The following is a 23,921-nucleotide window of genomic DNA, read 5'->3' on the forward strand; positions in this document are numbered from 1 at the left end:
TCGGCTTCGGGCATCCGACGCCTGGGTTCCGGATCGTCCCTTCGGGCCGTCCGGAATGACGGACATGGAGACGCCGCATGACCGCTCCCCATAATGCCCCCAAGACTGCGATGGTCCTCGCCGCCGGGCTCGGCACGCGGATGCGCCCCCTGACCAACGACCGGCCCAAGGCCCTGGTCGAGGTCGGCGGACGCGCCCTGATCGACCACGTCCTCGACCGGCTGGCGGACGCAGGCGTCGAGCAGGCCGTGGTCAACGTCCACTGGTTCGCCGACCGGCTGGAGAGCCATCTGGCCGCCCGCACACATCCAGCAGTCGTCATCTCCGACGAGCGCGCCGAACTGCTGGAGACCGGCGGCGGTCTGAAGAAGGCCCGCCCCCTGCTCGGCGACGATCCCGTCTTCGTCGCCAATATCGACAGCGTCTGGATCGACCACGGCGACGCCCTGTCTGCCCTGATCCGCCTGTGGGACCCCGAGCGCATGGACGCCGCCCTGCTGCTGGCCAAACGCGACGGCGCCATCGGCTTCGAGGGCGGCGGCGACTTCTTCCTGGCCGACGACGGCCAACTCACTTTCCGGGGCGAGGCCGCCTCCACTCCCTTCGCCTATATGGGCCTCCACATCACCCGCCCCGACTACGCCGACCAAGGCCCCGACGGCCCCTTCTCGCTCAGCCCCCTGTGGCGCGCTTCCGCCGCCGCTGGCCGCCTGTTTGGCTGCGTGCTGGACGGCGACTGGATGCACGTCGGCGACCCTCAGGCCCGCGACGAAGCCGAAGCGCGACTGAAGGACGAGGGCTGACCATGTCCACGGGGGGCCGTTTCGATCCGTTCGCCGGAACCGGCCCGCGCTGGCGCGCCGTGTCCGCCTGGCGGCCCTTCCTCGAAGACCTCGCGGCGGGCGTGCTGGACTGGCTGGGCGATCAGACGCCCGAAACCCTGACCGACGCCACCATCCTGCTGCCCAACCGCCGCGCCGCCCGCGCCTTCTCCTCGGCGCTCGGCAAGCTGGCCGGCGACCGCCCCGTCCTGCTGCCCCAGGTGCGCCCGCTCGGCGATCTGGAAGAGGACGAGCCCCCCTTCGCCCCCGGCGAACTGGGACTGGACCTGCCCCCCGCCATCGCCCCCCTGACGCGCCGTTTCGAGATGGCGCGGATGATCGTCGAGGAGTTCGAGCCGGGCCTGAAGCCCCTGCGCGCCCTGGAGATGGCCGACGCCCTGGGCGGCTTCCTCGATTCCTGCCAGCTGGAGGAAGTCTCCGACCTGTCGCGCATCGCCGTGCTGGCCGAACAGGATCTGGCCGCCCACTGGCAGGACAGCGCCCGCTTCCTCGGCCTCGCCGTCGAGGTCTGGCCCAGGCGGCTGGAGGCCCTCGGCCTCGTCGATTCCGCCTGGCGCCGCGCCACCCTGCTGCGCCGTCTGGCCGAGGCCTGGGACGCGCGCCCGCCGTCGCAACCCGTCATCGCCGCCGGTTCGACCGGCACCGTCCCCGCCGCCGCCGACGTTCTGGCCGCCGTGGCGCGCGCCCCCCAGGGCGTGGTCGTCCTGCCCGGCCTCGACCTCGATCTGGCCGACGGCGTCTGGGACCGCATTGACGACCAGCATCCGCAGGCCGCGCTGAAGGCCCTGCTGACCCGCGCCGAGGTCTCGCGCGATCAGGTCCGCCCCTGGTTCAAGCCTGCTGTCGAGCCGCGAATCGAGGCGCGCGGTCTGGCCCGCCAGCGCCTGATCAACGAGGCCCTGCGCCCCGCCGAGGCCACCGACGACTGGCGCGCCGAGATCGCCCGCCTGCGCGCCGACGCCGCCGAAGCCGGTCAGGCCGCCGACCCCATAGCCGAGGGGCTGAAGGACCTGTCCGCGCTCGCAGTCCGCGCCGAGGAAGAGGCCGCGACCGCCATCGCCTTGCTGATGCGCGAGACGCTGGAAACCCCCGGCCAGACCTGCGCCCTCGTCACCCCCGATCTGGACCTGTCGCGCCGGGTCGAAGCCCGGCTGGCGCGCTGGAACATCATCCCCGACGCCTCGACCGGCGCCCCCCTGTCGCGGATGAGCGCCGGGGTTCTGGTCGACCTGTGCGCCCGCTTCATCGAGACGCCGCTCAAGCCCCAGACCCTTCTGGGCCTGATCAAGCACCCGCTGACCCGCCTCGACCTCGGCGAGACCTCCCTGCCTGACGCCGCCTCGGCGCTGGAGGAGCACGCCCTGCGCGGCCCGCGTCCACGCGACTGGGCCGAGGTGCAGAAACGCCTGCTGAAGGCCGCCGAACCCGGTCGCGGCGGCCAGCCCCTGCCCGCGTGGGCCGCCCGCCTGTCCGGCGCCCGCGCCCTCGCCGCCCGGCTGGAAGCCCTCGCCGCCGAGGCCCTCTCGACCTTTACGCCGACCGCCGCCCCCGACGCCGCCGCCCGCGCCCTGACCGCCCTGATCGAGGCCCTGGCCGGTCAGAACGCCTGGGCTGGTCCCGACGGCGAGGCCGCCGCCTCGCTGCTGTCGGCCCTGATCGACGGCGGCGGGTCGCTGGGCGCGGTCAGCCGCGCCGACTTCGCCGCCCTGACCGCCGGCCTGCTGGGCGAGGAGACGGTGCGCACCGGCGGTGCCACCCATCCGCGTCTGCGCATTCTGGGGGCTATCGAGGCCCGCTTGACCCGCGCCGACCGCATGATCCTGGCCGGGCTGGAGGAAGGCGTCTGGCCTCGCCCCGCCCCCGTCGATCCCTTCCTGTCGCGCCCGATGCGCAAGGCGCTGGGCCTGCCCACGCCTGAGCGGCGTCTGGGCCAAACTGCGCAGGACTTCGTTCAGGCCGCCTGCGCCGACGAGGCCATCCTGATCCACTGCGAACGGCGCGGCGGCCAGCCGGCCGTGCGCTCGCGCTGGCTGTGGCGGCTGGAGATGCTGACGCGCGGCGCCGACGCCCCGGCCACCCCGGTCGCCATTCCCGCGCCCGCCGGTCTGGCCGAATGGACCCGCGCCCTGGACGCCCCGCCGCCCGGCGCCGCCCGCTTCGCACCGCGTCCCATGCCGAAGCCCCCGGTCGAGCGCCGCCCGCGCAGCCTCTATGTCACCCGCATCGAGCGCTGGGTGCGCGACCCCTACGCCATCTACGCCCAGTGGGTGCTGGGCCTGAACATCATGGACCGGCCCGGCGCCTCGGCCGAGGCTCTGGCGCGCGGCAATGCGGTGCACAAGGCCATCGAGCGCATGACCCTGATGTGGCCCCACGTCCTGCCCGACGACTGCGAAGACCAGATCGAACAGCTACTGATCGAGGAGCTGACCGCCCACGGCTTCGAGGACGCCGCCATGGCGCGCGAGACGCCGCTGGCCCGCAACTGCGCCCGCTGGCTGGCCGGGTTCGAGGCCGAGCGCCGGGCGCGCGGCGTCACCCTGCTGATCGAGCAACAGGGGACCATGACCTTTGACGCCCCCGCCGGCCCCTTCACCATGAAGGCCTATGCCGACCGCATCGAGGTGGGCGCAAGCGGGGCCGCCATCATGGACTTCAAGACCGGCGGCGTGCCGTCCGGCAAACAGGTCAAGGCGGGCTTTGCGCCCCAGCTGACCCTGACCGCCGCCATCCTCGCCGACGGTGGTTTCAAGGACACCAATGGTCCCGTGCCCGCCGACGAACTGACCTATGTCCGCGTTGTGGGGCGCAAGAAGGCGGGCGAGGTCGCGGTGCGCGCCTCCGGTCCCGAAGCCGCTGCGCTGGGCGAAGCCGCGCTCGAAGGCCTGAAGAAACGGGTGGCCCGCTTCGACCATCCCGACACCCCCTATGTCTCCTGGACCGCGCCCCAGTTCATGGGCAATTACGGCGGCAACTACGACCACCTGGCCCGCGTCTGGGAATGGCACGTCGTCGGCGGCGAAGAAGGCGACAGCGAATGAACATCGCCACTCCGCAGATGCGCCCGGACCCGCAGATCCGCGCCGCCGATCCCGCCCTGTCGGTCTTCGTCACCGCCAACGCCGGCTCGGGCAAGACCACCACCCTGGTCAGCCGCGTGGCCCGTCTGCTGCTGGCCGGGGCCGGAGCCTCGGCCATCCTCTGCGTCACCTACACCAAGGCCGCCGCCGCCGAGATGCAGGCCCGCCTGTTCGAGACCCTGGGCAAGTGGGCGGTCATGGACGACGCCGCCCTGTCCGCCGAACTGGCGAAACTGGACGCCAGCGATCCCGCCGGCCTTAACCCCGCGCGCCTGTCCGAGGCGCGGCGCCTGTTCGCCCGCGCCCTGGAGACGCCCGGCGGGCTGAAGATCCAGACCATCCACGCCTTCTGCGAAAAGCTGCTGCGTCGCTTCCCCATCGAGGCCGGCGTCTCGCCGCGCTTCACCGTGCTGGAGAACGAAGCCGCCATCGCCCTCAGCCACGCCGCGCGCGAGGAGCTGGCCCGCGCCGCCCTGCGCGATCCCGACGGCCCGGTCGGTCAGGCCTACAGCCATTTCGCCGTCGAACTGGACTGGGGCCGCTTCGAGAGCCTGCTGGCCATGATCGAGGCCAGACGGGCCGACCTGACCGACTATGTCGCCCGCGTCGGCGACGGCTCGGCCCCCGGCCCCCACGCCCTGACCGGCGCCGATCCCGACCAGACGCCGGACGAGATCGAGGCCGACTTCATCCGCTGGCTGGACCGAAACGAAGTCCGCCGCATGGCCGAGCTGATGGCGACCGGCGGCAAGACCGACAAGGATCGCGCCGCCGAGCTGATCCACGCCCTGGATCACGAGTGGAGCTTCCACGGCCTCGGCGTCGTCTTCCTCACCGGCACGGGCTCGCCACGCAAGTCGATGGCCACCAAACAGGCCCCGCCCGATGCGGGCGGCTGGCTGACCGATCTGCAGGCCAAATATCTGGCCACCCTGGACGTGGTGCGCGCCGCCAAGGTCGCCGCCGACACCATCAAGCTGCTGACGCTCGCCGTGGCCCACGCCGCCTTCTACGAGACGGCCAAGGCCGAGCGCGGGGCGCTGGATTTCTCCGATCTGGTGGCCAAGACGGTCGACCTGCTGACCGAACGCTCGACCGCCGCCTGGGTGCTCTACAAGCTGGACGGCGGCATCGACCACGTCCTGATCGACGAGGCCCAGGACACGGCGCCCGAGCAGTGGGCCATCATGCGCGCCCTGACCGGCGAGTTCTTCTCGGGCGAGGAAACCGACCGCACCGTCTTCGCCGTCGGCGACGAGAAGCAGTCGATCTACTCCTTCCAGGGCGCCCGGCCCGAGCGGCTGCGTCAGGAAGCCCAAGTCTACGACGAACTGATCCGGGCCTCCGGTTCCGCCTTCGAGGGCGTGCCGCTGGAGACCTCCTACCGCTCGACTGAGGACGTGCTGGCCTTTGTCGATCACGCCTTCGCTGATCCCGAACGCACCCGCGCCCTAGTCGGCGAAGCGGGCGACATCCCCCGCCACCTGCCCGCCCGCGTCGGCCAGCGCGGCAGCGTCGATCTCTGGCCCCTGTTCATGGACGAGGCCCCGCCCGAGCGCGACGCCTGGGACGACCCCGTCGATCAGGAAGGCGTCGCGGGCGCCCGCAAACGCATGGCCGCCGCCCTGGCCCAGGAGATCAGGCGTCAGGTCGAGACCGGCGCCACCGTCTATGACCGCAACACGCGCCAGCCGCGCGCCAGCGGCTACGGCGACTTCCTCATCCTGGTGCGCCGCCGCGACGCCACCTTCGAGGAGATCATCCGCGCCCTGAAGAGCGCGGGCGTCCCCGTCGCCGGGGCCGACCGGCTGAAACTGTCCAGCCATATCGTCTTTGACGACCTCAAGGCCCTGGCCCGCTTCGCCCTCTTCCCCGGCGACGACCTGTCGCTGGCCGAGGTCCTGCGCAGCCCCTTCTGCGACGTGGACGAGGCCTCGCTCTATGACCTGGCCGGACGCGAGAAGCGTCAGGGCCTGTGGCGCGAACTGAAGCAACGCGCCGACGAACGCCCCGAATGGCGCCGCGCGCTGGAGCTGTGCCTGACCGCCCGCGCGGCGCGCGACAGCGCCCCCTTCACCTTCTTCTCCGCCCTGCTGAACCGCGTGGACGACACCGGCGTCTCGGGCCGCGCCCGCGTGCTGACGCGGTTGGGCCGCGAGGCCGAGGAAGCCATCGACGAGACCCTCAACCAGGTCCTGGCCGCCGAGAACCGGGGCGGGGTTGATCTGGAGACCTGTCTCGCCCTGCTGGAAGCGGCCGACGTCGAGGTGAAGCGCGAACTGGAAGGGCCGCGCGGCGAGGTCCGCGTCATGACCGTCCACGGCGCCAAGGGGCTGGAGGCGCCCGTCGTCATCCTGCCCGACACCACCATGAAGGCGAAGGCGCAAGGCCCGAGCCTGATGCCCGTCGCGCTGGACGCCATCGGCATGGGCGACGGCGAGGCCTGGCTGATGTGCCCCGGCTCGTCGAAGGAAGACTGCGCCGCCTCCGAGGCCGCCCGCGCCGCGCGCGAGGCCCGCGTCAGCGACGAATCCCTGCGCCTGCTCTACGTCGCCCTGACCCGCGCCCGAGACCGTGTCATCGTCATGGGCCGCGGCTCGAAACGCTCGCCCGAGCCCGGCGACTGGTGGTCGGTCATCGAAGAGACCTTTGACCGGCTCGGCGACGAGGTCCGCACGCTGGACAACAACGTCCGCCGCTACGGCGTCGATCTCGACGTCCTGCCCGCCGTGACCGCCGCAGTTGAAGCTCGCCCCGAAGTCCCTGCGTGGGCGCGCACGACGCCCACCCGCGACGCCGCCGCCCGCTTCGCCTCGCCGTCGCAGATGCAGGAGCAGAAACGCATTCCCGCGCCGTCGCCGCTGGCGCGCGGCGAAGGCCCCGGCGCCGGTCTGGGCCGGTTCCGGCGCGGCGATCTGATCCACCGCCTGCTGGAACGCCTGCCCGACATCGCCCCGTCCGACCGGCCCGACGCCGCCGCGCGGATGCTGGCCCGCGAACGCGACCTGTCGGACGATCAGCGCGCAGAGATGATCGGGGCGGCTTTCGCCGTGCTGGACGACGCCCGCTTCAACCCCGTCTTCGGCGCAGGCTCCCGCGCCGAGGCGGCCCTGACCGGCTCCTCGCCAGACCTGCCGCCCGGCGTCTCCATCTCGGGCCGCATCGACCGGCTGGTGGTCACGCCCGAACGCGTATTGGTGGTGGACTTCAAATCCAACCGTCCGGCCCCGGATCACGTTGAAGACGCCGACCCGGCCTATGTCCTGCAGATGGCGATCTATACGGCGGTGCTGAAGCGCCTCTATCCCGACCGCGCGGTCGAGGCCGCCCTGGTCTGGACGGATGGGCCGAAGCTGATGGCCGTGCCGCAAGGCCTGATGGACGCGGCGCTTTCAAATGCGCGTTGATTTGTGCGCAAATCGCTCCCACATCTGCCGGGAACGCCGAGCCTTCCATTCGGCGCGCCGCTAAACGCGCTCAAACAGCGAGGCCTCGCAGGCCGAGCGATAGCGCCCCTTAAGGAGAGCCATTCATGGCGACCGTGAAAGTCACCGACGAAAGCTTCGACGCCGACGTCCTGAAGTCCTCGACCCCCGTCCTGGTGGACTTCTGGGCCGAGTGGTGCGGCCCCTGCAAGCAGATCGGCCCGGCGCTGGAACAGATCGCCGACGAACTGTCGGGCAAGGTGACGATCGCCAAGGTCAACATTGACGACAGCCCCATGACCCCCTCCAAGATGGGCGTGAAGGGCATCCCGACCCTGATGCTGTTCAAGGACGGCCAACTGGCTTCCATGAAGGTGGGCGCCATGCCCAAGGGCAAGATCGTCGAATGGCTGGCCGAAGCCGGCGTCAAGGCGGACTAAGAAATCTCCCTCCCCTTCATGGGGAGGGTGGCTGAGCCGTCAGGCGAAGCCGGGTGGGGGCGGCGCGGCGATAAGCCCGCCGCCTTTTGCTTGTCTGGGATGTGGGGATGGCAGCCTGGCCCTCCCCACCCGGTCGCTTCGCGACCACCCTCCCCATGAAGGGGAGGGAGAGGGCTAGACCGGCCAGGTCTCGGGACTGGCGCCCAGAACCTCGCCCGCCAGATAGAGCGATCCGCAGATGACGATGCGGCCCGCGCCGAGCGCCAGGGCGCGTTCCAGAGCCTCGTCCACCGAGGTCGTCGGCAGGGCGCCGAAGCCGCGCCCCTGCGCCACGGCGGCCAATGACGCCGGGTCCGCCGCCGCGCCGTCGAAGCCGACAGTGAAGACCTGGGCGTCGATCCCTTTCAGCGCCTCGAAGAACCCGCCCGCGTCCTTGTTGGCCAGCATGGCCACGATCAGGGCGGTGGGCCGCGGCGCCCGCGCCTGACGCTCGGCCAGGGTCCGGGCCAGGGCGCGCCCGGCGTGGGGATTGTGTCCGCCGTCCAGCCACAGCTCAGCGTCCGCCGCTTGCGCCTTCTCGGCATAGGGTCCCGCCGTCAGCCGCTGCATCCGCGCGGGCCAGCGCACGGATTTCAGCCCCTCGGCGATGGCGGCTTCGGGCAGGTCCAGCTCCAGGGCGGCGGCCACGGCCACGCCCGCGTTGTCGAACTGGTGCGGCCCGCTCAGCGCCGGGGCCGGCAGGTCGAGGAAGCGTTCCTGATCCTGATAGACCAGCCCGCCGCGCTCGGCCCAGGCGTCGAAATCCACGCCCATGACGGTCAGGGGCGAATGAACCTCGGCCGCGCGTCGCTCGATCACGGCCATGACGGCCTCGGACTGACGGGCGATCACGCCCCGCGCCCCGGCCTTCAGGATGCCCGCCTTCTCCACGGCGACGCCTTCGATCCTGTCGCCCAGGAACTCGGCGTGATCCAGATCGACGGGGGTGATGACGCTCAGCAGAGGCCGGTCGATGACATTGGTGGCGTCCAGCGATCCGCCCAGGCCCACCTCGATGATGGCCAGGTCGGCGGGGGTCTCGCTCATGGCCACGAAGGCCGCAGCGGTCGTGCTCTCGAACACGGTGGCCTCGCCCCCGGTCTCGGCCATGGCCGCCTCGATGCGGTCCAGCACGGCGTTCAGCTGATCGTCGCTGATCAGGGTCCCGGCCAGCCGGATGCGCTCGTTGAAGCGCACCAGATGCGGCGAGGTGTAGGCATGGACCCGCAGGCCCGCCGCCTCGGCGATGGCCCGGATCAGGGAGACAGTCGAACCCTTGCCGTTGGTGCCGGCGACATGGACCACCGGCGGCAACCGATCCTGCGGGTCGCCCAGCGCCGCGCACAGCGCCCGCATCCGGTCCAGCGACAGGTCGATGCGCTGGGGATGACGGGCGCGAAGGCGTTCCGAGATCGGGTCCATCAGGCGCCCTTAGGCCGCCTTGCGCTTGCCGCCCATCAGCATGGACATGATCTGGCCGAGCGTCGTCGGCAGATCGCCGCGCGCCACGACCTTGTCGACCATGCCCTTGCCCTGAAGATACTCGGCGCGCTGGAAGCCCGGCGGCAGTTTCTCGCGGATGGTGGTCTCGATCACGCGCGGACCGGCGAAGCCGATCAGGGCGCCCGGCTCGGCCAGGTGAACGTCGCCCAGCATGGCGTAGGAGGCGGTCACGCCCCCCGTGGTCGGGTCGGTCAGGACCACGACGTAAGGCAGCTGCGCCGCCTTCACTTCCTGCACGGCCAGGGTCGTGCGCGCCATCTGCATCAGGCTGAGAGCGCCTTCCTGCATCCGCGCGCCGCCGGCGGCGGTGAAGCAGACGAAGGGCACGCCGCGCTTCACGGCCTCACGGGCGGCGGCGACGAAGGCCTCGCCCGCCGCCATGCCCAGCGACCCGCCCATGAAGGTGAAGTCCTGAACGATGACGACCGCGGCCACGCCGTCGATCTTGCCGAAGCCGATCGCCATGGTGTCCTTGCGGCCCGCCGCCTTGCGCGCCGCGTTCAGGCGATCGCGATAGGGTTTGCCGTCCGAGAACTTCAGCGGGTCTTCCGGCACGTCCGGGGTGTCGATGCTCTCGAATATGCCGTCATCGAAAGTGGCCTTCAGGCGCGTCGGCGCATTGATCCGCATGTGACGGCCCGACGGCGTGACCCACAGGGCCGCCTCCAGGTCGGTGCGGAACAGCATCTCGCCGCTGTCCGGGTCCTTGACCCACAGATTGTCGGGCGTGTCGCGCCGGCTGACGATCTTGCGGACGCCGGGAGCGAAGCGGGACAGCCAGCCGCCGCGCGGCTTGTTCTCAGGATTCTTGTCGACCATGAGCGCGCCTTTAGACGGTTTCCGCGACGGAAGCACTAGTTCTGGCGGTTTTCACCGCGTCCGCCAGGGCCTTCACCCTGGCCAGAACGCGGGGGACGGCCGGTTCGTTCGCCGCCAAAGCGGCGGCCACTTCATCGACGAAAACCGAACCGGCGACCACCGCGTCGGCCACGCGGGCGATTTCGGCGGCGCGCTCGGGCGTCTTGACGCCGAAGCCGACGGCGACGGGGAGGTTGGCGGCCTTGCGGACCCGTTCGACGGCGGGGGCGACGGACGCGGCCTGCGCCTCCTTCACCCCGGTCACGCCCGCGACAGAGACGTAATAGACAAAGCCCGAGGTGCCGCGCGCAATGACCTTCAGCCGGTCGTCATCCGAGGTCGGGGTGGCCAGGCGGATCAGCGACACCGACTGCGCATCCAGCGCTGCTGCCAGAGGACCCGCCTCTTCCGGCGGGCAGTCGACCACGATCAGGCCATCCACGCCGGCAGCGGCGGCGTCGCGCGCGAAGGCCTCGTAGCCGTAGCTCTCGACAGGATTCAGGTAACCCATCAGGATGACCGGCGTGGCGTCGTCGCCTTTGCGGAAATCGGCCACCAGATCCAGCGTGCCGCGCAGGGTCATCCCCGCCGCCAGCCCGCGCAGGGCCGCGCGCTGGATCGGCGGCCCCTCGGCCATCGGATCGGAAAAGGCCAGACCCAGTTCGATCAGGTCGGCCCCGGCGGCGGGCAGGCCGCGCAGGATCTCCAGCGCCTCGTCCCGGCTGGGATCGCCGGTCATGACGTAGGGAATGAAACCGGCCCGGCCCTCGGCCTTCAGCTTGGCGAACCGGGCGTCAATGCGAGCCGTCGTCACTGGGGCGTTGCTCCGGCGGCGGGCTGACCGGCGCAGACATTGCCAGGAATGGTGGCGAAGCCGAGATAGCCCGGCGATTCCGGCGCGGCAGGCCCCGAGGTGTCATAAAAGGCCACCATCTGCAGGCCGTCGCAGACGCCGCCGTCCTTGCGCTTGATCAGGACCACGCGGTTGTCGTCGCCGCCCGCCGCCAACCAGCCCTGGCTCTCGAAATGAGCGATGTAGGCTTCGGCCAGGGCGCCGACGCCGGCCAGCGGGGCAGTGACGCAGAAGGCGCGGCCGTTCAGCCCGTGCAGGTTGCCGCAGTCGGGCGCGGCCTTGGCGGCTCCGAGCAGCGGGGTGTCGGCAGCGGGCACGCCTCGCGGTCCGGTGGCGGCCGCCTGAACCGGAGCCGGCGCCGCCGGCGCCGCCTGGGTCTTGGCCATCGTCAGGGTCGGAGAAACAGCGGCGACCAGGGCCGCGATCAGAAGGGTCTTCATGCTCAAAGCTCCACGCCCAGATGCTTGGCTACGGTGAAAATATCCTTGTCGCCCCGGCCCGACAGGACCAGCACGACATCGCCGCCCTGCCCCACGTCCCTGGCGATCTCGCCGATGCGGGCCAGGGCGTGCGAGGGCTCCAGCGCGGGGATGATGCCTTCCAGTTTCGACAGCAGTTGGAAGGCCTCCAGCGCCTCGTCGTCGGTGGCCGACAGGTATTCGCCTCGGCCCAGATCGTTCAGCCAGGCGTGCTCCGGCCCGATGCCCGGATAGTCGAGACCGGCCGAGATGGAGTGGCCTTCCAGAATCTGGCCGTCGGCGTCCTGCAGCAGATAGGTGCGGTTGCCGTGCAGCACGCCGGGGCGGCCGCCCTTCAGGCTGGCGGCGTGTTCGGGGGTGTCCAGACCATGGCCCGCCGCCTCGACGCCGATCAGGCGCACGCCCTCGTCCTCGATGAAGGGGTGCATGGCGCCGATGGCGTTGGAGCCGCCGCCGATGCAGGCGACCACCGCGTCGGGCAGGCGGCCGATGCGCTCCAGCGACTGCCGCTTGATCTCCTTGCCGATCACCGACTGGAAGTCACGCACCATGGCCGGATAGGGGGCCGGGCCCGCCGCCGTGCCGATGATGTAATAGGTGTCCTCAACGTTGGTGACCCAGTCACGCATCGCCTCGTTCATGGCGTCCTTCAGCGTCGCCGCCCCCGCCGTGACGGCCGCGACCTCGGCCCCCAGCAGCTTCATGCGGAAGACGTTGGGCTGCTGACGCTCGACGTCCACCGCGCCCATGTAGACGGTGCAGGGCAGGCCGAAGCGGGCGCAGACGGTGGCCGACGCCACGCCGTGCTGACCGGCGCCGGTCTCGGCGATGATCCGCGTCTTGCCCATGCGCCGCGCCAGCAGGATCTGGCCCATGCAGTTGTTGATCTTGTGCGCGCCGGTGTGATTCAGGTCCTCGCGCTTCAGCCAGATCTTGGCCCCGCCGAAGTGATCGGTCAGACGCTCGGCGAAATAGAGCGGGCTGGCGCGACCGACATAGTGTTCCAGAAAGCCGTCCAGCTCAGCCTGGAAGCTGGGGTCGGCCTTGGCCGCCTCATAGGCCGCATTCAACTCGTGAATCAGCGGCATCAGGGTCTCGGGCACGAAGCGGCCGCCATAGGGACCGAAACGGCCCTCGGCGTCAGGCCAGGCGTAGGAATTGGGGAGGATTGCGTTCACGAGCGGCAGTCTTTCGCGGGAAGGCGACGAAATCAGGACCGGGATACGGCCTTGAGGAAGGCGTGGATCAGGTCAGGGTCCTTAACACCGGGCGCGCTTTCGACGCCAGAGGAGACATCGACCAAGGGCGCCCCCGAAATCCGCACCGCCTCGGTGACATTTTGCGGGTCGAGGCCGCCTGCGAGGAACCAGCGTGCCGGCAGCGCCCGGTTCTGCATCAGCGACCAGTCGAACGAGGCCCCCACCCCGCCCGGCAGACTGGAGCCCTCGGGCGGCTTGGCGTCGAACAGAAGATGGTCGGCGACATCGGCCCAATCCGGCACGGAGGCGAAGTCGGCCTCGCTGCGGATCGGCAGGGCCTTGATGATCCCTGCCCCCGTCAGCCGCCGCACCTCGGCGGCGCGCTGCGGCGTCTCATGACCATGCAGCTGAATCAGGTCAGGCCGCAGGATCAGCCCCACCTCGGTCAGCAGTGCGTCGTCGGGATCGACTAGGACCGCCACGATCTTGGCCCGCTTCCTCGCCCGGTCGAACAGGGTCGCGGCGTGCAGCGGCGGAATGTGACGCGGGCTCTTCTCGAACACCACCGCCCCGACAAAGGCCGCGCCGCCCTCCAGCGCCGCCTCCAGCGTCTCGGGCGTCGTCAGTCCGCAAATCTTGGCCAGGGTCATGGGATGGAGGTGCGCGAGGGAGGCGAAGAGGTCAAGCGCCGCCCTTCCCTTTCAGGCCGTCATCCCGGAAGCGGCGCAGCCGCTATCCGGGACCCAGACGCCAGGTACGGGTTCAACCTCAGCGGATAGACCCGCCGCCTGGGTCCCGGATCTGCGGCTCGCCAGCGAGCCTTGTCCGGGATGACGGCGAGGGAGAGCATGTTCAGGCGAAGATCAGCTCGATCTCTTCCGGGCTCAGCAACCGCCACTCGCCCGGCCCCAGATCCTCCGGCAAAACCAGTCCGCCCAACCGCTCGCGGTGCAGGGCCTCGACGTGGTTGCCGGCGGCGGCGAACATGCGGCGCACCTGATGATAGCGTCCCTCGGTCACGGTCAGCAGAGCCTCGGTCGGCGACACCACGTCCAGAATGGCCGGCGACAACGGCTTGTCCTCGCCCTCCAGCACCAGATCCCCCGAAGCAAACAGCGCGCCCTCGGTACCGGTCAGCGGCCGCGCCAGGGTGGCGCGATAGACCTTGGCCACGTGGCGCTTGGGGCTGATCACCCGGTGCAGCAGGTCGCCGTCGTCGGTCAACAGCAGCAGGCCTGAGGTCTGCTTGTCCAGCCGCCCAATGGTCGAGATGGCCGGGTCGCGACGCTTCCACCGATCCGGCAGGATGTCATAGACCAGCGCCCCGTCTTCCTTGCGTGAACAGGTCATGCCCAGCGGCTTGTTCAACAGCATGACCAGACCGGCCACCGGGTCCAGCGGCTCGCCGTCGATCTCCATCCGCGTCGGCAGGTCGGGCGTCACCGGAATGCGTTTCGACACATCGGTCAGGTCGGCGCCGTCCAGCACGATGCCGCCCGCCTTGCCCAGCCGCGCCATCTCGGCCCGCGAGCCGTAGCCCATGGAACCGAGCAGTTTGTCGATCCGACTGGTTGGGGTCCTACCGCCCTTCGGGCTGCTTGAGGACGTGTTCACTTCACGGTCTCGAAGATCTTGTAGCCGCCCTGGTCGGCGACCATCCGCACCCGCTTGAAGGCGGCGTTCAGCTCGGCCTCATAGGGCAGGTGCCGGTTGGCGACCAGCCAGGCCACGCCGCCGGTCTTCAGCAGGGCCGCCGCCTGACGGATGAAGTTCTGGCCCAGACGCCGGTCCTCGGCCCCGCCGTCGTGGAAGGGGGGATTGCTGATGATGAAGTTCAGCTCGCCCGCCGTCGGCAGGGTGCGCACGTCGGCCCATTCAAAGCTCGCGCGCAGGTCCTCGACATTCTTCCTCGCCGCCGCCACGGCGCGCCGGTCGAGGTCGATCAGACGCAAGCTCGTGACCGTCGGCGAGCGCAGCGCCACCAGCGACAGGGCCCCGAAGCCGCAGCCCAGATCGGCGCCCGCCCCCTTCAGCGGCGGCATGACCCCGGCCAGCAGGGCCGTGCCCGGATCGACCCGATCCCAGGCGAAGACGCCCGGCTGCGACCAGGCCTCCAGACCCTCGACCTGTTGCAGGGCGCCTGCCGCAATCGCCGCATCCAGCCCCTCAATGGTCTCGGGACGGATGACGACGCAGCGGCGATGGTGGGCCTTGGCCGTCTCGCCGACTTCAAGACCGAAGCCCTTCAGCTCCTTGCCCAGGCGCGAGCCGCCCTTGTCCTTGGGCGCCATGACGTCCAACCGTCCGCCGACCTTCAGCGCCCGCAGCGCCAGAGCCAGGGTGTAGCGCCGCTCCACCACGCCCGGCGGGGCGTAGATCATCGCCTCGTCCACCGAACCGGGGGCGAGGTCTTCCAACGCGGTCGCGCCGGGGATCAGAGGCGAGGTCTGCACCGCGCCGGTCGGAACGTCGAACACCGCCGGCGGGCGGCCATAGAGGATCGTGGTCATGGGGCGGGCCTATAACGCTTTCCTCCCTGTTCGCGAAGCGAATGGGGAGGGGGACCACGGAGTGGTGGAGGGGGCGAAGCCGACCTGAACCGTCGAGACGCCCCCTCCGTCACGGCCGCTGCGCGTCCGCGCCACCTCCCCATTGCTGCGCAACAGGGAGGAGAAGCGGGTGACACCCCCGAACGGATCAGGCACAACCCGCCGATGCTCGCAGACCCCATCCGTTCCGCTTCGCCCGCTCAGCTCGACCTGGGCGCCGCGCGCGAGGTGCTGGGCCGGGTCTGGGGCCACGCCGATTTTCGCGGTTTGCAATCCCATGTCGTGGCCGAGGTTCTGGCCGGGCGCGACGTCATGGCCGTCCTGCCGACCGGCGGCGGCAAGAGCGTCTGCTATCAGATCCCGGCCATCCTGCGCCCCGGCGTCGGTCTGGTCGTGTCGCCGCTGATCGCCCTGATGACCGATCAGGTCGAGGCCCTGAAGCAGCAGGGCGTGGCCGCCGCCCGCCTCGATTCCGGCGTGCCGATGGAGGAGCGTTCCGCCATCTGGCGCGCCGCGCGCTCGGGCGAACTGGACCTGCTCTATGTCTCGCCCGAAGGCCTGGCCGCGGGCTCCATGCTGGAGCGGCTGTCCGAGATCGACCTCAGTCTGATCGCCATCGACGAGGCCCACTGCGTCAGCCAGTGGGGCCACGACTTCCGCCCCGACTACCGCTCGCTGGGCCGCCTGGCCGAGATCTTTCCCGGCGTCCCGCGCATCGCCGTGACAGCGACCGCCGACGCCCGCACCCGCGACGACATCCTGGCCTCGCTGCGACTGGGTGAAGCCCGCGTCTTCGTCGACAGCTTCGCCCGCCCCAACCTGCAACTGTCCGCCGAGCGCAAGATCAACGGCAGCCGTGCCCGCACCGACGCCGCCGTGGTCGAACTGGTGCGCGAGCGGCGCGGCAAGTCGGGCGTGGTCTATTGCGGCAGCCGCGACGGCTGCGAGCGCGTGGCGCAAACCCTGCGCGACGCCGGGACCAACGCCATCGCCTATCACGCCGGCTTCGACGCCAAGGACCGCGACCGGCGGCTGGAGCGCTTCCTGGCCGAGGACGGCGCAGTCATGGTCGCCACCATCGCCTTCGGCATGGGGGTGGACAAACCCGACGTCCGCTTCGTCATCCACGCCGATCCGCCCGGCAGCCTTGAGGCCTACTGGCAGGAGATCGGCCGCGCCGGGCGCGACGGCGAACCCGCCGAGGGCATCACCCTCTACGGCCCCTCCGACATCGCCTGGTCCCTGCGCCGCCTCGAAGGCCGCCCCATGGCCGAGGAGGTCAAGCAGGTCCAGACGCGCAAGGTGCGCCAGCTGTTCGCCATGCTGGACGGCGCCGTCTGTCGCCCCCAGGCCGTGCGCCGCTACTTCGGCGAAACCGACGCCCAACCCTGCGGCGTCTGCGACATCTGCGGCGACCCGCCCGCCACCTTCGACGCCGTGGTCCCGGCGCAAAAGGCCCTGGCGGCGGTGCAACGCCTGGGCGAACGCTTTGGTCGGACCCGCGTGGTCGACCACCTGCTGGGCAAGACCAAGGATGTCCAGCCGTGGGAGGCGAACCTGTCCACCTGGGGCATCGGCGCCGACCTGTCGCTGACGGCGTGGCGCGACGTCATCGACCACCTGCTGTTCGAGGGCCTGCTGGTCGAGGACCCGAACGAAGGCAAGCCCATCATCCAACTGGGCGATCCTGAGGCCGTCCGCGCCGTCTATCGCGGCGAGCGCCCCGTTCAGGTGCGCAAGGCGCCGGTCCGCGTGGTCGAGGCCGAACGTCCGCGTCGCAACGCCGGCCGCAACCTGGCCGCCGAGGCGCTGGACACGGACGTGCGCGCCCGCTTCGAGGTCCTGCGCGCCTGGCGCCGCGACCGCGCCGCCGAGCAGCACGTCCCCCCCTATGTCATCTTCCAGGACAAGACCCTGGTCGAGATCGCCCTCAGCGAACCACGCAACCTCGAAGCGCTCGGCCGCATTTCCGGCGTCGGGGCGGGCAAGCTCGAACGCTACGGCAAGGGCGTGCTCGAGGCCCTGCGCGCGGCGGACTGATCGCCCTTCCATGACCAAAGCTTAACTGGCGCGGCCGGCTTCGCCCTGCCACCCCTTCGGCTGACACCGGTAGGGGGAAGCGTAACATGAAGCGGTTTCTGACGGCGGGCGCAGCCTGCCTGGCGATGGCGAGCGCGGCTCAGGCGCAGGAGGCTCCGGCCAACGCGCCCAAGCCTATGGACCTGCCGCGCGACTGGTCCGCGACCCTGACGCAGGACGCCACCGGCCTGCACGACATCATGATCGACAGTCATCCGGGCGTGCACGATCCCCTCAACCCGGCCTTCAAACCTCGGCTGGAGGAAGGCCTGACCGTCGCGCTGGAGCGGGCCAGGACCACGACCGACGCAGGCGGCTGGTGGTGGGCGCTGCGGGCCTATGTCGCCAGCTTCGAAGACGGCCATGTCGGCATCAACATCACCCAGCCGAACTACGGCTTCCCCACCCGCTGGCCCGGCTTCCTGACCATCTATCGCGGCGCCGATCAGGTGGTGGCCGACCGCGAACCCGCCGACGCCGCGACGCCGCCCCTGGGCGCCCGGCTGATCGACTGCGACGGCGTGGCCGCCGAGGCCCTGGCCGAGCAGCGCATCGGCCAGTTCCGGGGCCGCTGGTTCCTGGAAGCCCAACGCACCCTCTACGGCGACTGGCAGTTCCTCAGCGCGCAAAACCCGTGGATCGGAGAGATGCGTCAGTGCCGGTTCGAGGCCGACGGCGCGACGAAGACCTACGCCCTGAACTGGCACGCCACGCCTGAGGACATCTACGCCCGTCGCGCCAGGCTGGCCCAGCGCGCCGCGACCGACTTCGGCCTGAAGCATTTCGACGACGGCGGCTTCTGGATCTCGACGCCTTCGTTCAACGGCGATCCCGCCAGCGAAACCCACGCCAAGCTGACCGCCCTGATCGCCGACATGAAGGCCAAACAGGACGCCCTGCGGCTGGCCCCTTACGTCGTGCTGGACCTGCGCGGCAATGGCGGCGGCTCCTCGCACTGGAGCCAGCTGATGGCCGAGGTCCTGTGGGGCGACGCCTGGATGGCCGCCCATCCCGAGCCGGCGATAGAGGCCGTCGAGTGGCGCGCCTCGGACGGCAATATCGCCGAAATCTCCGCCTTCCTGGACAAGCTGCGCGCCACGAACGGCCAGCCGGAGCTGATCACCTGGGCCGAAGACGCCATCAACGGCATGAAGGCCGCCCAGGCCGCCGGTCAGGTCTACTGGCGCAGCGCCAATGACGAGAAGCCGGCCGACGCCGCCCCCCCGCCGCCCGCGCCGCAGCTGATGGCCGGCCGGGTCTATGTCCTGACCGATTCCAGCTGCGGCTCCGCCTGCCTCGACGCCGTGGATCTGTGGAAGACCGCAGGCGCCCTCCAGGTCGGGCGCGAGACCTCGGCCGACACCGTCTACATGGAGATCCGCGAACCCGTCCTGCCCAGCGGCCTGGCCCAGATCGCCGTGCCGATGAAGGTCTATCGCGGCCGCGCGCGCGGCAACAACGAACCGCAACGCCCCCAGTATGTCATTGACGGCGACATGAGCGACGACGCCGCCCTGCTGGCCTCCATCCGCCGGCTGCAGCCTAACTGAAGCCTCAGCGCAGGAAGCGTTCGACCGCCGCCTGGAAACGGCGCGGCTGGTCGATCATGACCATGTGATCGGCCCCTTCGATCCGCTCGAAGGCGGCCGGGCGCGGCAGGCTGCGATAACCGGCGCGGAACAGGCCGTCGATGTGGCTGCGCGGGCTGCGGTCGTCAGCGCTCCAGCCATAGACGACGGTGACGGGGGCGGTGATCGAAGGCAGGCGCGAACGCAGGTCCACCGTCATCACCTCGTACAGGCCCTGCGCCAGGGTGCGTCGGTCGCCGCCCTGCCAGCCGAGCGTGCCGAACAGACTGTCCGCCGCGCCGCCCATATCGGCCCCCATGCCCCGGGCCTGGGTCTTCAACGCTTCGTCGCCGAACAGCAGCAGGCCCTGATAGGCCAGTCGCGCCAGAGGCTCGACATCCCCCGTCGTGGCGCCCGCGCTGATCAGCGACGGGAAAAAGGGCGAGGCGTCCACCACCATGACCCGACCCACGCGCGGGCCCGCGTCAGCGGCGACCCTCAGGGCGATCTGGCCGCCCATCGAGTGACCGATCACGGCAGGTCGGGTCAGTTCCCGCTCGGCGATGTAGCGCCGAATCTCGGCTGCAGCCGGAGCGCCGATCAGACCCGCATCATTGGCCAGGGCCGGCACGTCGCCGAAACCGCGCACCGTCACCAGATGGACCCGGTACCGCCCCTCCAGAGCGCTGGCTGTGCGCGTCCAGACGGCCGATGTCGAAGCCAGGCCAGGGATCAGGATGACGTCCGGACCGGAACCGCGCGTCTCGACCACGATCCGGTCAGACTGGAAAGCGCCGGGAGCCGCCGCCAGAGCCAACGCAGGGCTCCACAACAGGACCAGAAGACTCAAAAGAAAGCGCGTCATCAGAAAAACCTAGCCTTGGATCACGGCGAAGAGTCGGCAGAGGGAGCTAGTTGAATTTTCGCCGTTTCGGGTGTGAAATCGTCTCATCCTGGGGAGGATCCGATGAAGCCCATCCTATTGACCGCCATTCTCGCCGCCGCCGCCGTATCTGCGGGCGCAGCGTCCGCCGAAGAATGGAACGCCTTTTCGCGCAACGCCCGACTGGTCTATCTCGCCGATGTCGGGGGAATCGCCACGGTCGGCGACGCGTCCAGCATCCGCGTGGCCCGCGTCTCGCTGCAGTCTCCCGCCGGGGACTACAGCCACAAGATCGATGAATACGAGATCCGTTGCGCCGCCAAGCAGGCGCGCATCCTGGCCGAAATCGAGTACGGACCCGACGGCGCCGAAGTCGAGCGCTATCCCGAGGCTGACCCCGCCTGGGACGACATTCGCCCCACCAGCCTGAGCGCCTATATCCAGCCCATCGTCTGCGAGGGCGCCCGCGCGGACGGCCCCAACGCAAGCTCCATCAAGGCCTATATCGACAGCGGGCGCGGCCAGTAGCCGAGCGCACATCATCGCCACACAGCAAAACGGCCGCCCCAGGGATGGGGCGGCCGTTTCATTTTCAGCGCCTGGAAAGTTTCAGGCGGCGGCGGGCTTGGGCCCGTCTGCGCCCTCTTCGGGGATGTCGTCGAGTTCGCCCTCCCACTTGGCGACCACGGCGGCGGCGACGGAGTTGCCGACCACGTTGGTGGCCGAGCGACCCATGTCGAGCAGGTGGTCGACGCCCAGGACGATGGCGATCCAGGCTTCGGGCAAACCGAAGTAGGTCAGGGTCGCCATGATCACCACCAGCGAAGCGCGCGGAATGCCGGCGATGCCCTTGGACGTCACCATCAGCAGCAGCAGCATGAAGACCTGCTGCGAGACGCTGAGGTGCACGCCGTGCGCCTGCATGATGAACATGGTGGCGAAGGTGCAGTAGAGCATCGAGCCGTCGAGGTTGAACGAATAGCCCAGCGGCAGGACGAAGCTGACGATGCGGCGACGCACGCCGACGGTGGGCAGGGCGTCCAGGATGCGCGGATAGGCGGCCTCCGAGCTGGCGGTCGAGAAGGCCAGCAGGGCCGGGGTGCGGATCACCTTGAACAGGGGCAGGACGCGACGGCCCAGGACGGCGGCGCCGGCCAGGAACAGCAGGCCCCACAGGATGCCCATCGAACCGTAGAAGCCCAGCACGAACTTGGCGTAGACGGCCAGCATCTCCAGCCCTTGCGTGGCGATGGTCGAGGCCAGGGCGGCGAAGATGGCCAGGGGGGCCAGCTTCATCACGAACTCCGTCACCTTCAGCATGATGCTGGCGGCCTGTTCGACCAGGTTCAGCACCGCCGGCGCCTTGTCGTCCAGGGCGGCGACCGCCGTGCCGACGAACAGGGAGAAGACCACGATCTGAAGGATCTCGTTCTTGGCCATGGCGTCGAAGATCGAGGTCGGCACCAGGTGGGTGACGAAGCCGTGCAGCGAGAAGGCGTCGGTCGAGGCGGCCGGCGCCGTCGCCAGCGCCGCCTGCGGCAGGTGCATCCCGGCGCCCGGCTGCAGCAGTTGCACCATGATCAGGCCCAGCAGCAGCGACACCACCGAGGCGCCGATGAACCAGGTCATGGTCTTGACGCCGATGCGCCCGACCGAGGCGGCGTCTTCCATGTGGGCGATGCCCGCCACCAGGGTGGTGAAGACCAGGGGCGCGATGATCATCTTGATCAGACGCAGGAAGACGTCGGTGATCAGCGACAGATTCTTGGCGGCGGCCGCCGCCTGATCGGCGCTCAGGGACTGGTTGACGCCCCAGCCGACCAGCACGCCCAGGATCATGGCGCCGATGATGAGGTAGGCGAATATTCGGTTCATTTTCAATGTTCCAACTGCACTCGGCCCACCCCGTCGGAACACCGTCCCCCCGACCGTCCGAGCCTTGTCCGTCCATACGGAAGCGGGGCGGCGGACGCCCGAAACATCCACCGCCCCGCCTCGTTCACATCTTGCTAAAGCCTAACGGCCCGCACGACTAGATCAGAACGACCTGCGAATCGTCGCGTGCCCGGGACGCTCCCCGCTCTTCATCGGGCGACGCCGGCAAGGACAATGCCCGGCAGGCGCACCAACGCTCTCGTTCCGTCGACAGGTCCAGGGCGCAGTACGACCGTGCCGCCGCCGCGCTCCACGATCGATCGGCTGATGGGCAGGCCCAGCCCGGCGCCGCCGGTGGCGCGGCTGCGCGAGGCCTCCAGGCGACGGAAGGGGGTAAAGACCGCCTCCAGCTGATCCTGCGGCAGGCCCGGCCCTCCGTCGTCGATGACGACGACGACCTCTCCACCTTCCGACGTCACAGCGATCTCGGCCCGGTCGCCATACAGCACCGCATTGTCGATCAGATTGGCCAGGGCGCGCTCCAACTGGTCCCGATCGCCGCGAACCAGATGCTCGCCGTCCGCCACCAGCGTCACGTCTCGTCCCATCGCCACCTGTCGCGCCACGCATTCACGCGCCAGATCGGCAAGGTCCAAAGGCTCGGACGTCCATGGCGCCTCCTCGCCGCGCACATAGGTCAACAGTTGGGCGATCAGCCGCTCCATCCGGGCGATGTCGGCGATGGCGGCCTCGCGCGGGACTTCCGACAGCCCCTCCACCCGCAGACGCAGGCCGGTCAACGGTGTTCTCAGGTCGTGGGCCACGGCGGCCATGATGGCGGTCCGTTCCTTCAGCGCCTCGCCCAGACGGTCGCGCATGGCGTCCAGGGCCCGGGCCGCTTCCGCCGCCTCGCGCGGGCCGCCGACGAAGGCCGTCGCGGGTTCATCGCCGCGCGCCGCCTCGGCCAGGCGTTGGAACGGCGCAGCCAGCCGTCCCGCCCCCCACAGGGCCAGCGGCAACAGGACGGCGGCGGCGATCAGGAAGGCCAGCCCCATGCGCAACCGCTGCGGCGTCAGCCACGGCGACGGCGGCGTCACCATCGCCCAGCGCCCGTCCGCCTGACGCGCCGCCGCCTCGAAGGAGGCGAAGCTCATCCCCGGCGAAAGGGCCATGCTCGCCAACAGGGCCTTCAGTCCCTCCGACGGCGCAGGCGGCAGGGAGCCGCCCGCCGGAACGCGCTCGGGGCTCAACGGTCGCACCCGTACCTCGGCCATCGGCGCGTCCAGCAGCACCGCCAGCCCGGCCTGGGCCACGAGAGCCTGGCCGGCGCGCGCGGCCTCAAACGGCGGCGCGGCGACGACACGACGCCGCCAGCCCGTCTCCGCTTCACCGCTCAGGGCCGCCTGCGCCTCGGCCAGCGTCACCCGCGCGGGCGGCGGGGCGGGAAAGGCTAGGGCGATGACGAAGGCGACCGTCAGGCACAGCAGGATGGCCGCGACAGTGAAGCCCGCCGTCAGGGTGCGGATGGACAGCGTGCTCATCGTCGCACCGGCGCGCGGAAGCGATAGCCCGCCCCGCGCACCGTCTCGATCAGCGGCGCCTGCCCCGGCCGGTCCAGCTTGCGCCGCAGACGGCTGACCGCCAGATCGACGGCCCGGTCGAAGTTCTCGGCCAGAGGCCCGTGGGTGTTCTCCAGGATCTGGTCGCGGCTCAGGATACGCCCGCCCGACCGCATGAAGGTCAGCAGCAGGGCGAACTCGCCTGCCGTCAGTTCCACCGCCTCTCCTCCCGGATCGGACAGCCGCCGCGCCTCGACCTCCAGCGTCCAGCCCTCGAAGGCCAGGCCCCGATCCATCGCCTCGTCCGCGTGGACGGGGCGACGCAGAACGGCGCGGATGCGGGCCAGAAGCTCGCGCGGCTCGAACGGCTTGGGCAGATAGTCCGCAGCCCCGACCTCCAGGCCGACGATGCGGTCGGTCGTCTCGCCCATGGCGCTGAGCATCAGCACCGGGGCTCGCCCCTGCAACCGCCGACAGATCGACAGCCCGTCCTCGCCCGGCATCATCACGTCCAGCACGACCAGATCAGGCATGGCCTCGGCCAGCCGCGCGTCCATGGCCGCGCCGCCATCCGCCGTCCGCACGCCATAGCCCGCGCCCGACAGATAGTCCTGCAAGGCCCCCCTCAGGCTGGCGTCGTCATCGACGATCAGGATGTCGGCCGTCGCGTTCATGATCCCCCTGTCCTCT

19 protein-coding genes are annotated in these 23,921 nt (G+C 70.3%); 7 read left to right on the plus strand and 12 right to left on the minus strand.

The window, feature by feature from the left end; all coding sequences use genetic code 11:
- Positions 1 to 110: 110 nt before the first annotated feature.
- The 4 genes from murU to trxA all read left to right on the plus strand — a co-directional run bounded on the left by murU (position 111) and on the right by trxA (position 7,787).
- A complete protein-coding gene (murU, locus tag ACFYLW_RS10545) occupies positions 111 to 803 on the plus strand; it encodes an N-acetylmuramate alpha-1-phosphate uridylyltransferase MurU (protein ID WP_312064254.1) in 693 nt (230 codons plus the stop codon).
- A gap of 2 nt (positions 804 to 805) precedes the next feature.
- Positions 806 to 3,883, plus strand: coding sequence for a double-strand break repair protein AddB (addB, locus tag ACFYLW_RS10550; RefSeq protein ID WP_313471902.1), 3,078 nt, complete (start codon positions 806 to 808; stop codon positions 3,881 to 3,883).
- On the plus strand, positions 3,880 to 7,329 hold the full coding sequence (gene addA / locus ACFYLW_RS10555; RefSeq protein WP_312064144.1) for a double-strand break repair helicase AddA: 3,450 nt from the start codon (positions 3,880 to 3,882) through the stop codon (positions 7,327 to 7,329). Before addB ends, addA begins: the two co-directional genes overlap by 4 nt.
- 125 nt (positions 7,330 to 7,454) lie before the next feature.
- The gene (gene trxA / locus ACFYLW_RS10560; protein WP_292036557.1) at positions 7,455 to 7,787 is read left to right on the plus strand and encodes a thioredoxin TrxA; all 333 of its coding nucleotides are present in this window, start codon (positions 7,455 to 7,457) and stop codon (positions 7,785 to 7,787) included.
- Positions 7,788 to 7,961: 174 nt separating this feature from the next.
- Here trxA and ACFYLW_RS10565 read toward each other — a convergent pair whose 3' ends face one another.
- The 8 genes from ACFYLW_RS10565 to ACFYLW_RS10600 form a co-directional block, all read right to left on the minus strand.
- Complete coding sequence (locus tag ACFYLW_RS10565; RefSeq protein ID WP_312064139.1) at positions 7,962 to 9,248, minus strand: folylpolyglutamate synthase/dihydrofolate synthase family protein; 1,287 nt, start codon at positions 9,246 to 9,248, stop codon at positions 7,962 to 7,964.
- Between the two features lie 9 nt (positions 9,249 to 9,257).
- On the minus strand, positions 9,258 to 10,148 hold the full coding sequence (locus ACFYLW_RS10570; RefSeq protein ID WP_312064137.1) for an acetyl-CoA carboxylase carboxyltransferase subunit beta: 891 nt from the start codon (positions 10,146 to 10,148) through the stop codon (positions 9,258 to 9,260).
- Positions 10,149 to 10,158: 10 nt separating this feature from the next.
- Entirely contained in the window at positions 10,159 to 11,001 is an 843-nt protein-coding gene (trpA, locus tag ACFYLW_RS10575) for a tryptophan synthase subunit alpha (RefSeq protein WP_312064133.1), read from the minus strand.
- Positions 10,998 to 11,480: a hypothetical protein gene (locus ACFYLW_RS10580; RefSeq protein WP_312064130.1), complete on the minus strand. Its 483-nt coding sequence runs from the start codon at positions 11,478 to 11,480 to the stop codon at positions 10,998 to 11,000. Before ACFYLW_RS10580 ends, trpA begins: the two co-directional genes overlap by 4 nt.
- A gap of 2 nt (positions 11,481 to 11,482) precedes the next feature.
- Positions 11,483 to 12,697, minus strand: a complete 1,215-nt coding sequence (gene trpB, locus ACFYLW_RS10585; protein WP_312064128.1) for a tryptophan synthase subunit beta — start codon at positions 12,695 to 12,697, stop codon at positions 11,483 to 11,485.
- A 32-nt stretch (positions 12,698 to 12,729) separates the two neighbouring features.
- Positions 12,730 to 13,368, minus strand: coding sequence for a phosphoribosylanthranilate isomerase (locus tag ACFYLW_RS10590; protein ID WP_312064125.1), 639 nt, complete (start codon positions 13,366 to 13,368; stop codon positions 12,730 to 12,732).
- A 202-nt stretch (positions 13,369 to 13,570) separates the two neighbouring features.
- Positions 13,571 to 14,260 (minus strand): pseudouridine synthase, encoded by a 690-nt coding sequence (locus tag ACFYLW_RS10595; RefSeq protein WP_312064123.1) that lies wholly within the window; start codon positions 14,258 to 14,260, stop codon positions 13,571 to 13,573.
- A 68-nt stretch (positions 14,261 to 14,328) separates the two neighbouring features.
- Positions 14,329 to 15,228 (minus strand): class I SAM-dependent methyltransferase, encoded by a 900-nt coding sequence (locus ACFYLW_RS10600; RefSeq protein ID WP_312064120.1) that lies wholly within the window; start codon positions 15,226 to 15,228, stop codon positions 14,329 to 14,331.
- Positions 15,229 to 15,432: 204 nt separating this feature from the next.
- On the opposite strand from ACFYLW_RS10600, the gene recQ reads away from it, so the two are divergent.
- Both recQ and ACFYLW_RS10610 read left to right on the plus strand, forming a co-directional pair.
- Positions 15,433 to 17,307, plus strand: coding sequence for a DNA helicase RecQ (recQ, locus tag ACFYLW_RS10605; RefSeq protein ID WP_312064118.1), 1,875 nt, complete (start codon positions 15,433 to 15,435; stop codon positions 17,305 to 17,307).
- An 86-nt stretch (positions 17,308 to 17,393) separates the two neighbouring features.
- Entirely contained in the window at positions 17,394 to 18,896 is a 1,503-nt protein-coding gene (locus ACFYLW_RS10610) for a S41 family peptidase (protein ID WP_312064117.1), read from the plus strand.
- A gap of 4 nt (positions 18,897 to 18,900) precedes the next feature.
- On the opposite strand, the gene ACFYLW_RS10615 is transcribed toward ACFYLW_RS10610, so the two are convergent.
- The gene (locus tag ACFYLW_RS10615) at positions 18,901 to 19,779 is read right to left on the minus strand and encodes an alpha/beta hydrolase (RefSeq protein WP_312064115.1); all 879 of its coding nucleotides are present in this window, start codon (positions 19,777 to 19,779) and stop codon (positions 18,901 to 18,903) included.
- 102 nt (positions 19,780 to 19,881) lie between these two features.
- Here ACFYLW_RS10615 and ACFYLW_RS10620 point away from each other — a divergent pair, with 102 nt between their 5' ends.
- Positions 19,882 to 20,325 carry a surface-adhesin E family protein gene (locus ACFYLW_RS10620; protein WP_292085203.1) on the plus strand — a complete coding sequence of 148 codons (444 nt, stop codon included), beginning with the start codon at positions 19,882 to 19,884 and terminating at the stop codon, positions 20,323 to 20,325.
- Positions 20,326 to 20,406: 81 nt separating this feature from the next.
- Here ACFYLW_RS10620 and ACFYLW_RS10625 read toward each other — a convergent pair whose 3' ends face one another.
- From ACFYLW_RS10625 to ACFYLW_RS10635, 3 genes are all read right to left on the minus strand, one after another.
- A complete protein-coding gene (locus ACFYLW_RS10625; RefSeq protein ID WP_313471899.1) occupies positions 20,407 to 21,672 on the minus strand; it encodes a dicarboxylate/amino acid:cation symporter in 1,266 nt (421 codons plus the stop codon).
- A 209-nt stretch (positions 21,673 to 21,881) separates the two neighbouring features.
- Positions 21,882 to 23,213: a HAMP domain-containing sensor histidine kinase gene (locus tag ACFYLW_RS10630; RefSeq protein WP_313471898.1), complete on the minus strand. Its 1,332-nt coding sequence runs from the start codon at positions 23,211 to 23,213 to the stop codon at positions 21,882 to 21,884.
- A complete protein-coding gene (locus tag ACFYLW_RS10635) occupies positions 23,210 to 23,905 on the minus strand; it encodes a response regulator transcription factor (RefSeq protein WP_312065848.1) in 696 nt (231 codons plus the stop codon). The genes ACFYLW_RS10630 and ACFYLW_RS10635 overlap by 4 nt, the downstream gene beginning before the upstream one ends.
- Between the last annotated feature and the right edge of the window lie 16 nt (positions 23,906 to 23,921).

This window comes from Brevundimonas sp. NPDC007368 (assembly GCF_042869015.1).
Taxonomy (GTDB): Bacteria; Pseudomonadota; Alphaproteobacteria; order Caulobacterales; family Caulobacteraceae; genus Brevundimonas.

Bases quoted from the DNA above. Each gene is read 5' to 3' on its own strand.
- murU (WP_312064254.1), top strand. From the start codon at position 111: ATGGTCCTCGCCGCCGGGCTCGGCACGCGGATGCGCCCCCTGACCAAC.
- ACFYLW_RS10570 (WP_312064137.1), bottom strand. From the start codon at position 10,148: ATGGTCGACAAGAATCCTGAGAACAAGCCGCGCGGCGGCTGGCTGTCC.
- ACFYLW_RS10600 (WP_312064120.1), bottom strand. From the start codon at position 15,228: ATGACCACGATCCTCTATGGCCGCCCGCCGGCGGTGTTCGACGTTCCG.
- addA (WP_312064144.1), top strand. From the start codon at position 3,880: ATGAACATCGCCACTCCGCAGATGCGCCCGGACCCGCAGATCCGCGCC.
- ACFYLW_RS10615 (WP_312064115.1), bottom strand. From the start codon at position 19,779: ATGACGCGCTTTCTTTTGAGTCTTCTGGTCCTGTTGTGGAGCCCTGCG.
- addB (WP_313471902.1), top strand. From the start codon at position 806: ATGTCCACGGGGGGCCGTTTCGATCCGTTCGCCGGAACCGGCCCGCGC.
- ACFYLW_RS10630 (WP_313471898.1), bottom strand. From the start codon at position 23,213: ATGAGCACGCTGTCCATCCGCACCCTGACGGCGGGCTTCACTGTCGCG.
- ACFYLW_RS10610 (WP_312064117.1), top strand. From the start codon at position 17,394: ATGAAGCGGTTTCTGACGGCGGGCGCAGCCTGCCTGGCGATGGCGAGC.
- ACFYLW_RS10565 (WP_312064139.1), bottom strand. From the start codon at position 9,248: ATGGACCCGATCTCGGAACGCCTTCGCGCCCGTCATCCCCAGCGCATC.
- ACFYLW_RS10595 (WP_312064123.1), bottom strand. From the start codon at position 14,260: ATGGGCTACGGCTCGCGGGCCGAGATGGCGCGGCTGGGCAAGGCGGGC.
- ACFYLW_RS10580 (WP_312064130.1), bottom strand. From the start codon at position 11,480: ATGAAGACCCTTCTGATCGCGGCCCTGGTCGCCGCTGTTTCTCCGACC.
- ACFYLW_RS10620 (WP_292085203.1), top strand. From the start codon at position 19,882: ATGAAGCCCATCCTATTGACCGCCATTCTCGCCGCCGCCGCCGTATCT.
- ACFYLW_RS10625 (WP_313471899.1), bottom strand. From the start codon at position 21,672: ATGAACCGAATATTCGCCTACCTCATCATCGGCGCCATGATCCTGGGC.
- recQ (WP_312064118.1), top strand. From the start codon at position 15,433: ATGCTCGCAGACCCCATCCGTTCCGCTTCGCCCGCTCAGCTCGACCTG.
- trxA (WP_292036557.1), top strand. From the start codon at position 7,455: ATGGCGACCGTGAAAGTCACCGACGAAAGCTTCGACGCCGACGTCCTG.
- ACFYLW_RS10635 (WP_312065848.1), bottom strand. From the start codon at position 23,905: ATGAACGCGACGGCCGACATCCTGATCGTCGATGACGACGCCAGCCTG.
- ACFYLW_RS10590 (WP_312064125.1), bottom strand. From the start codon at position 13,368: ATGACCCTGGCCAAGATTTGCGGACTGACGACGCCCGAGACGCTGGAG.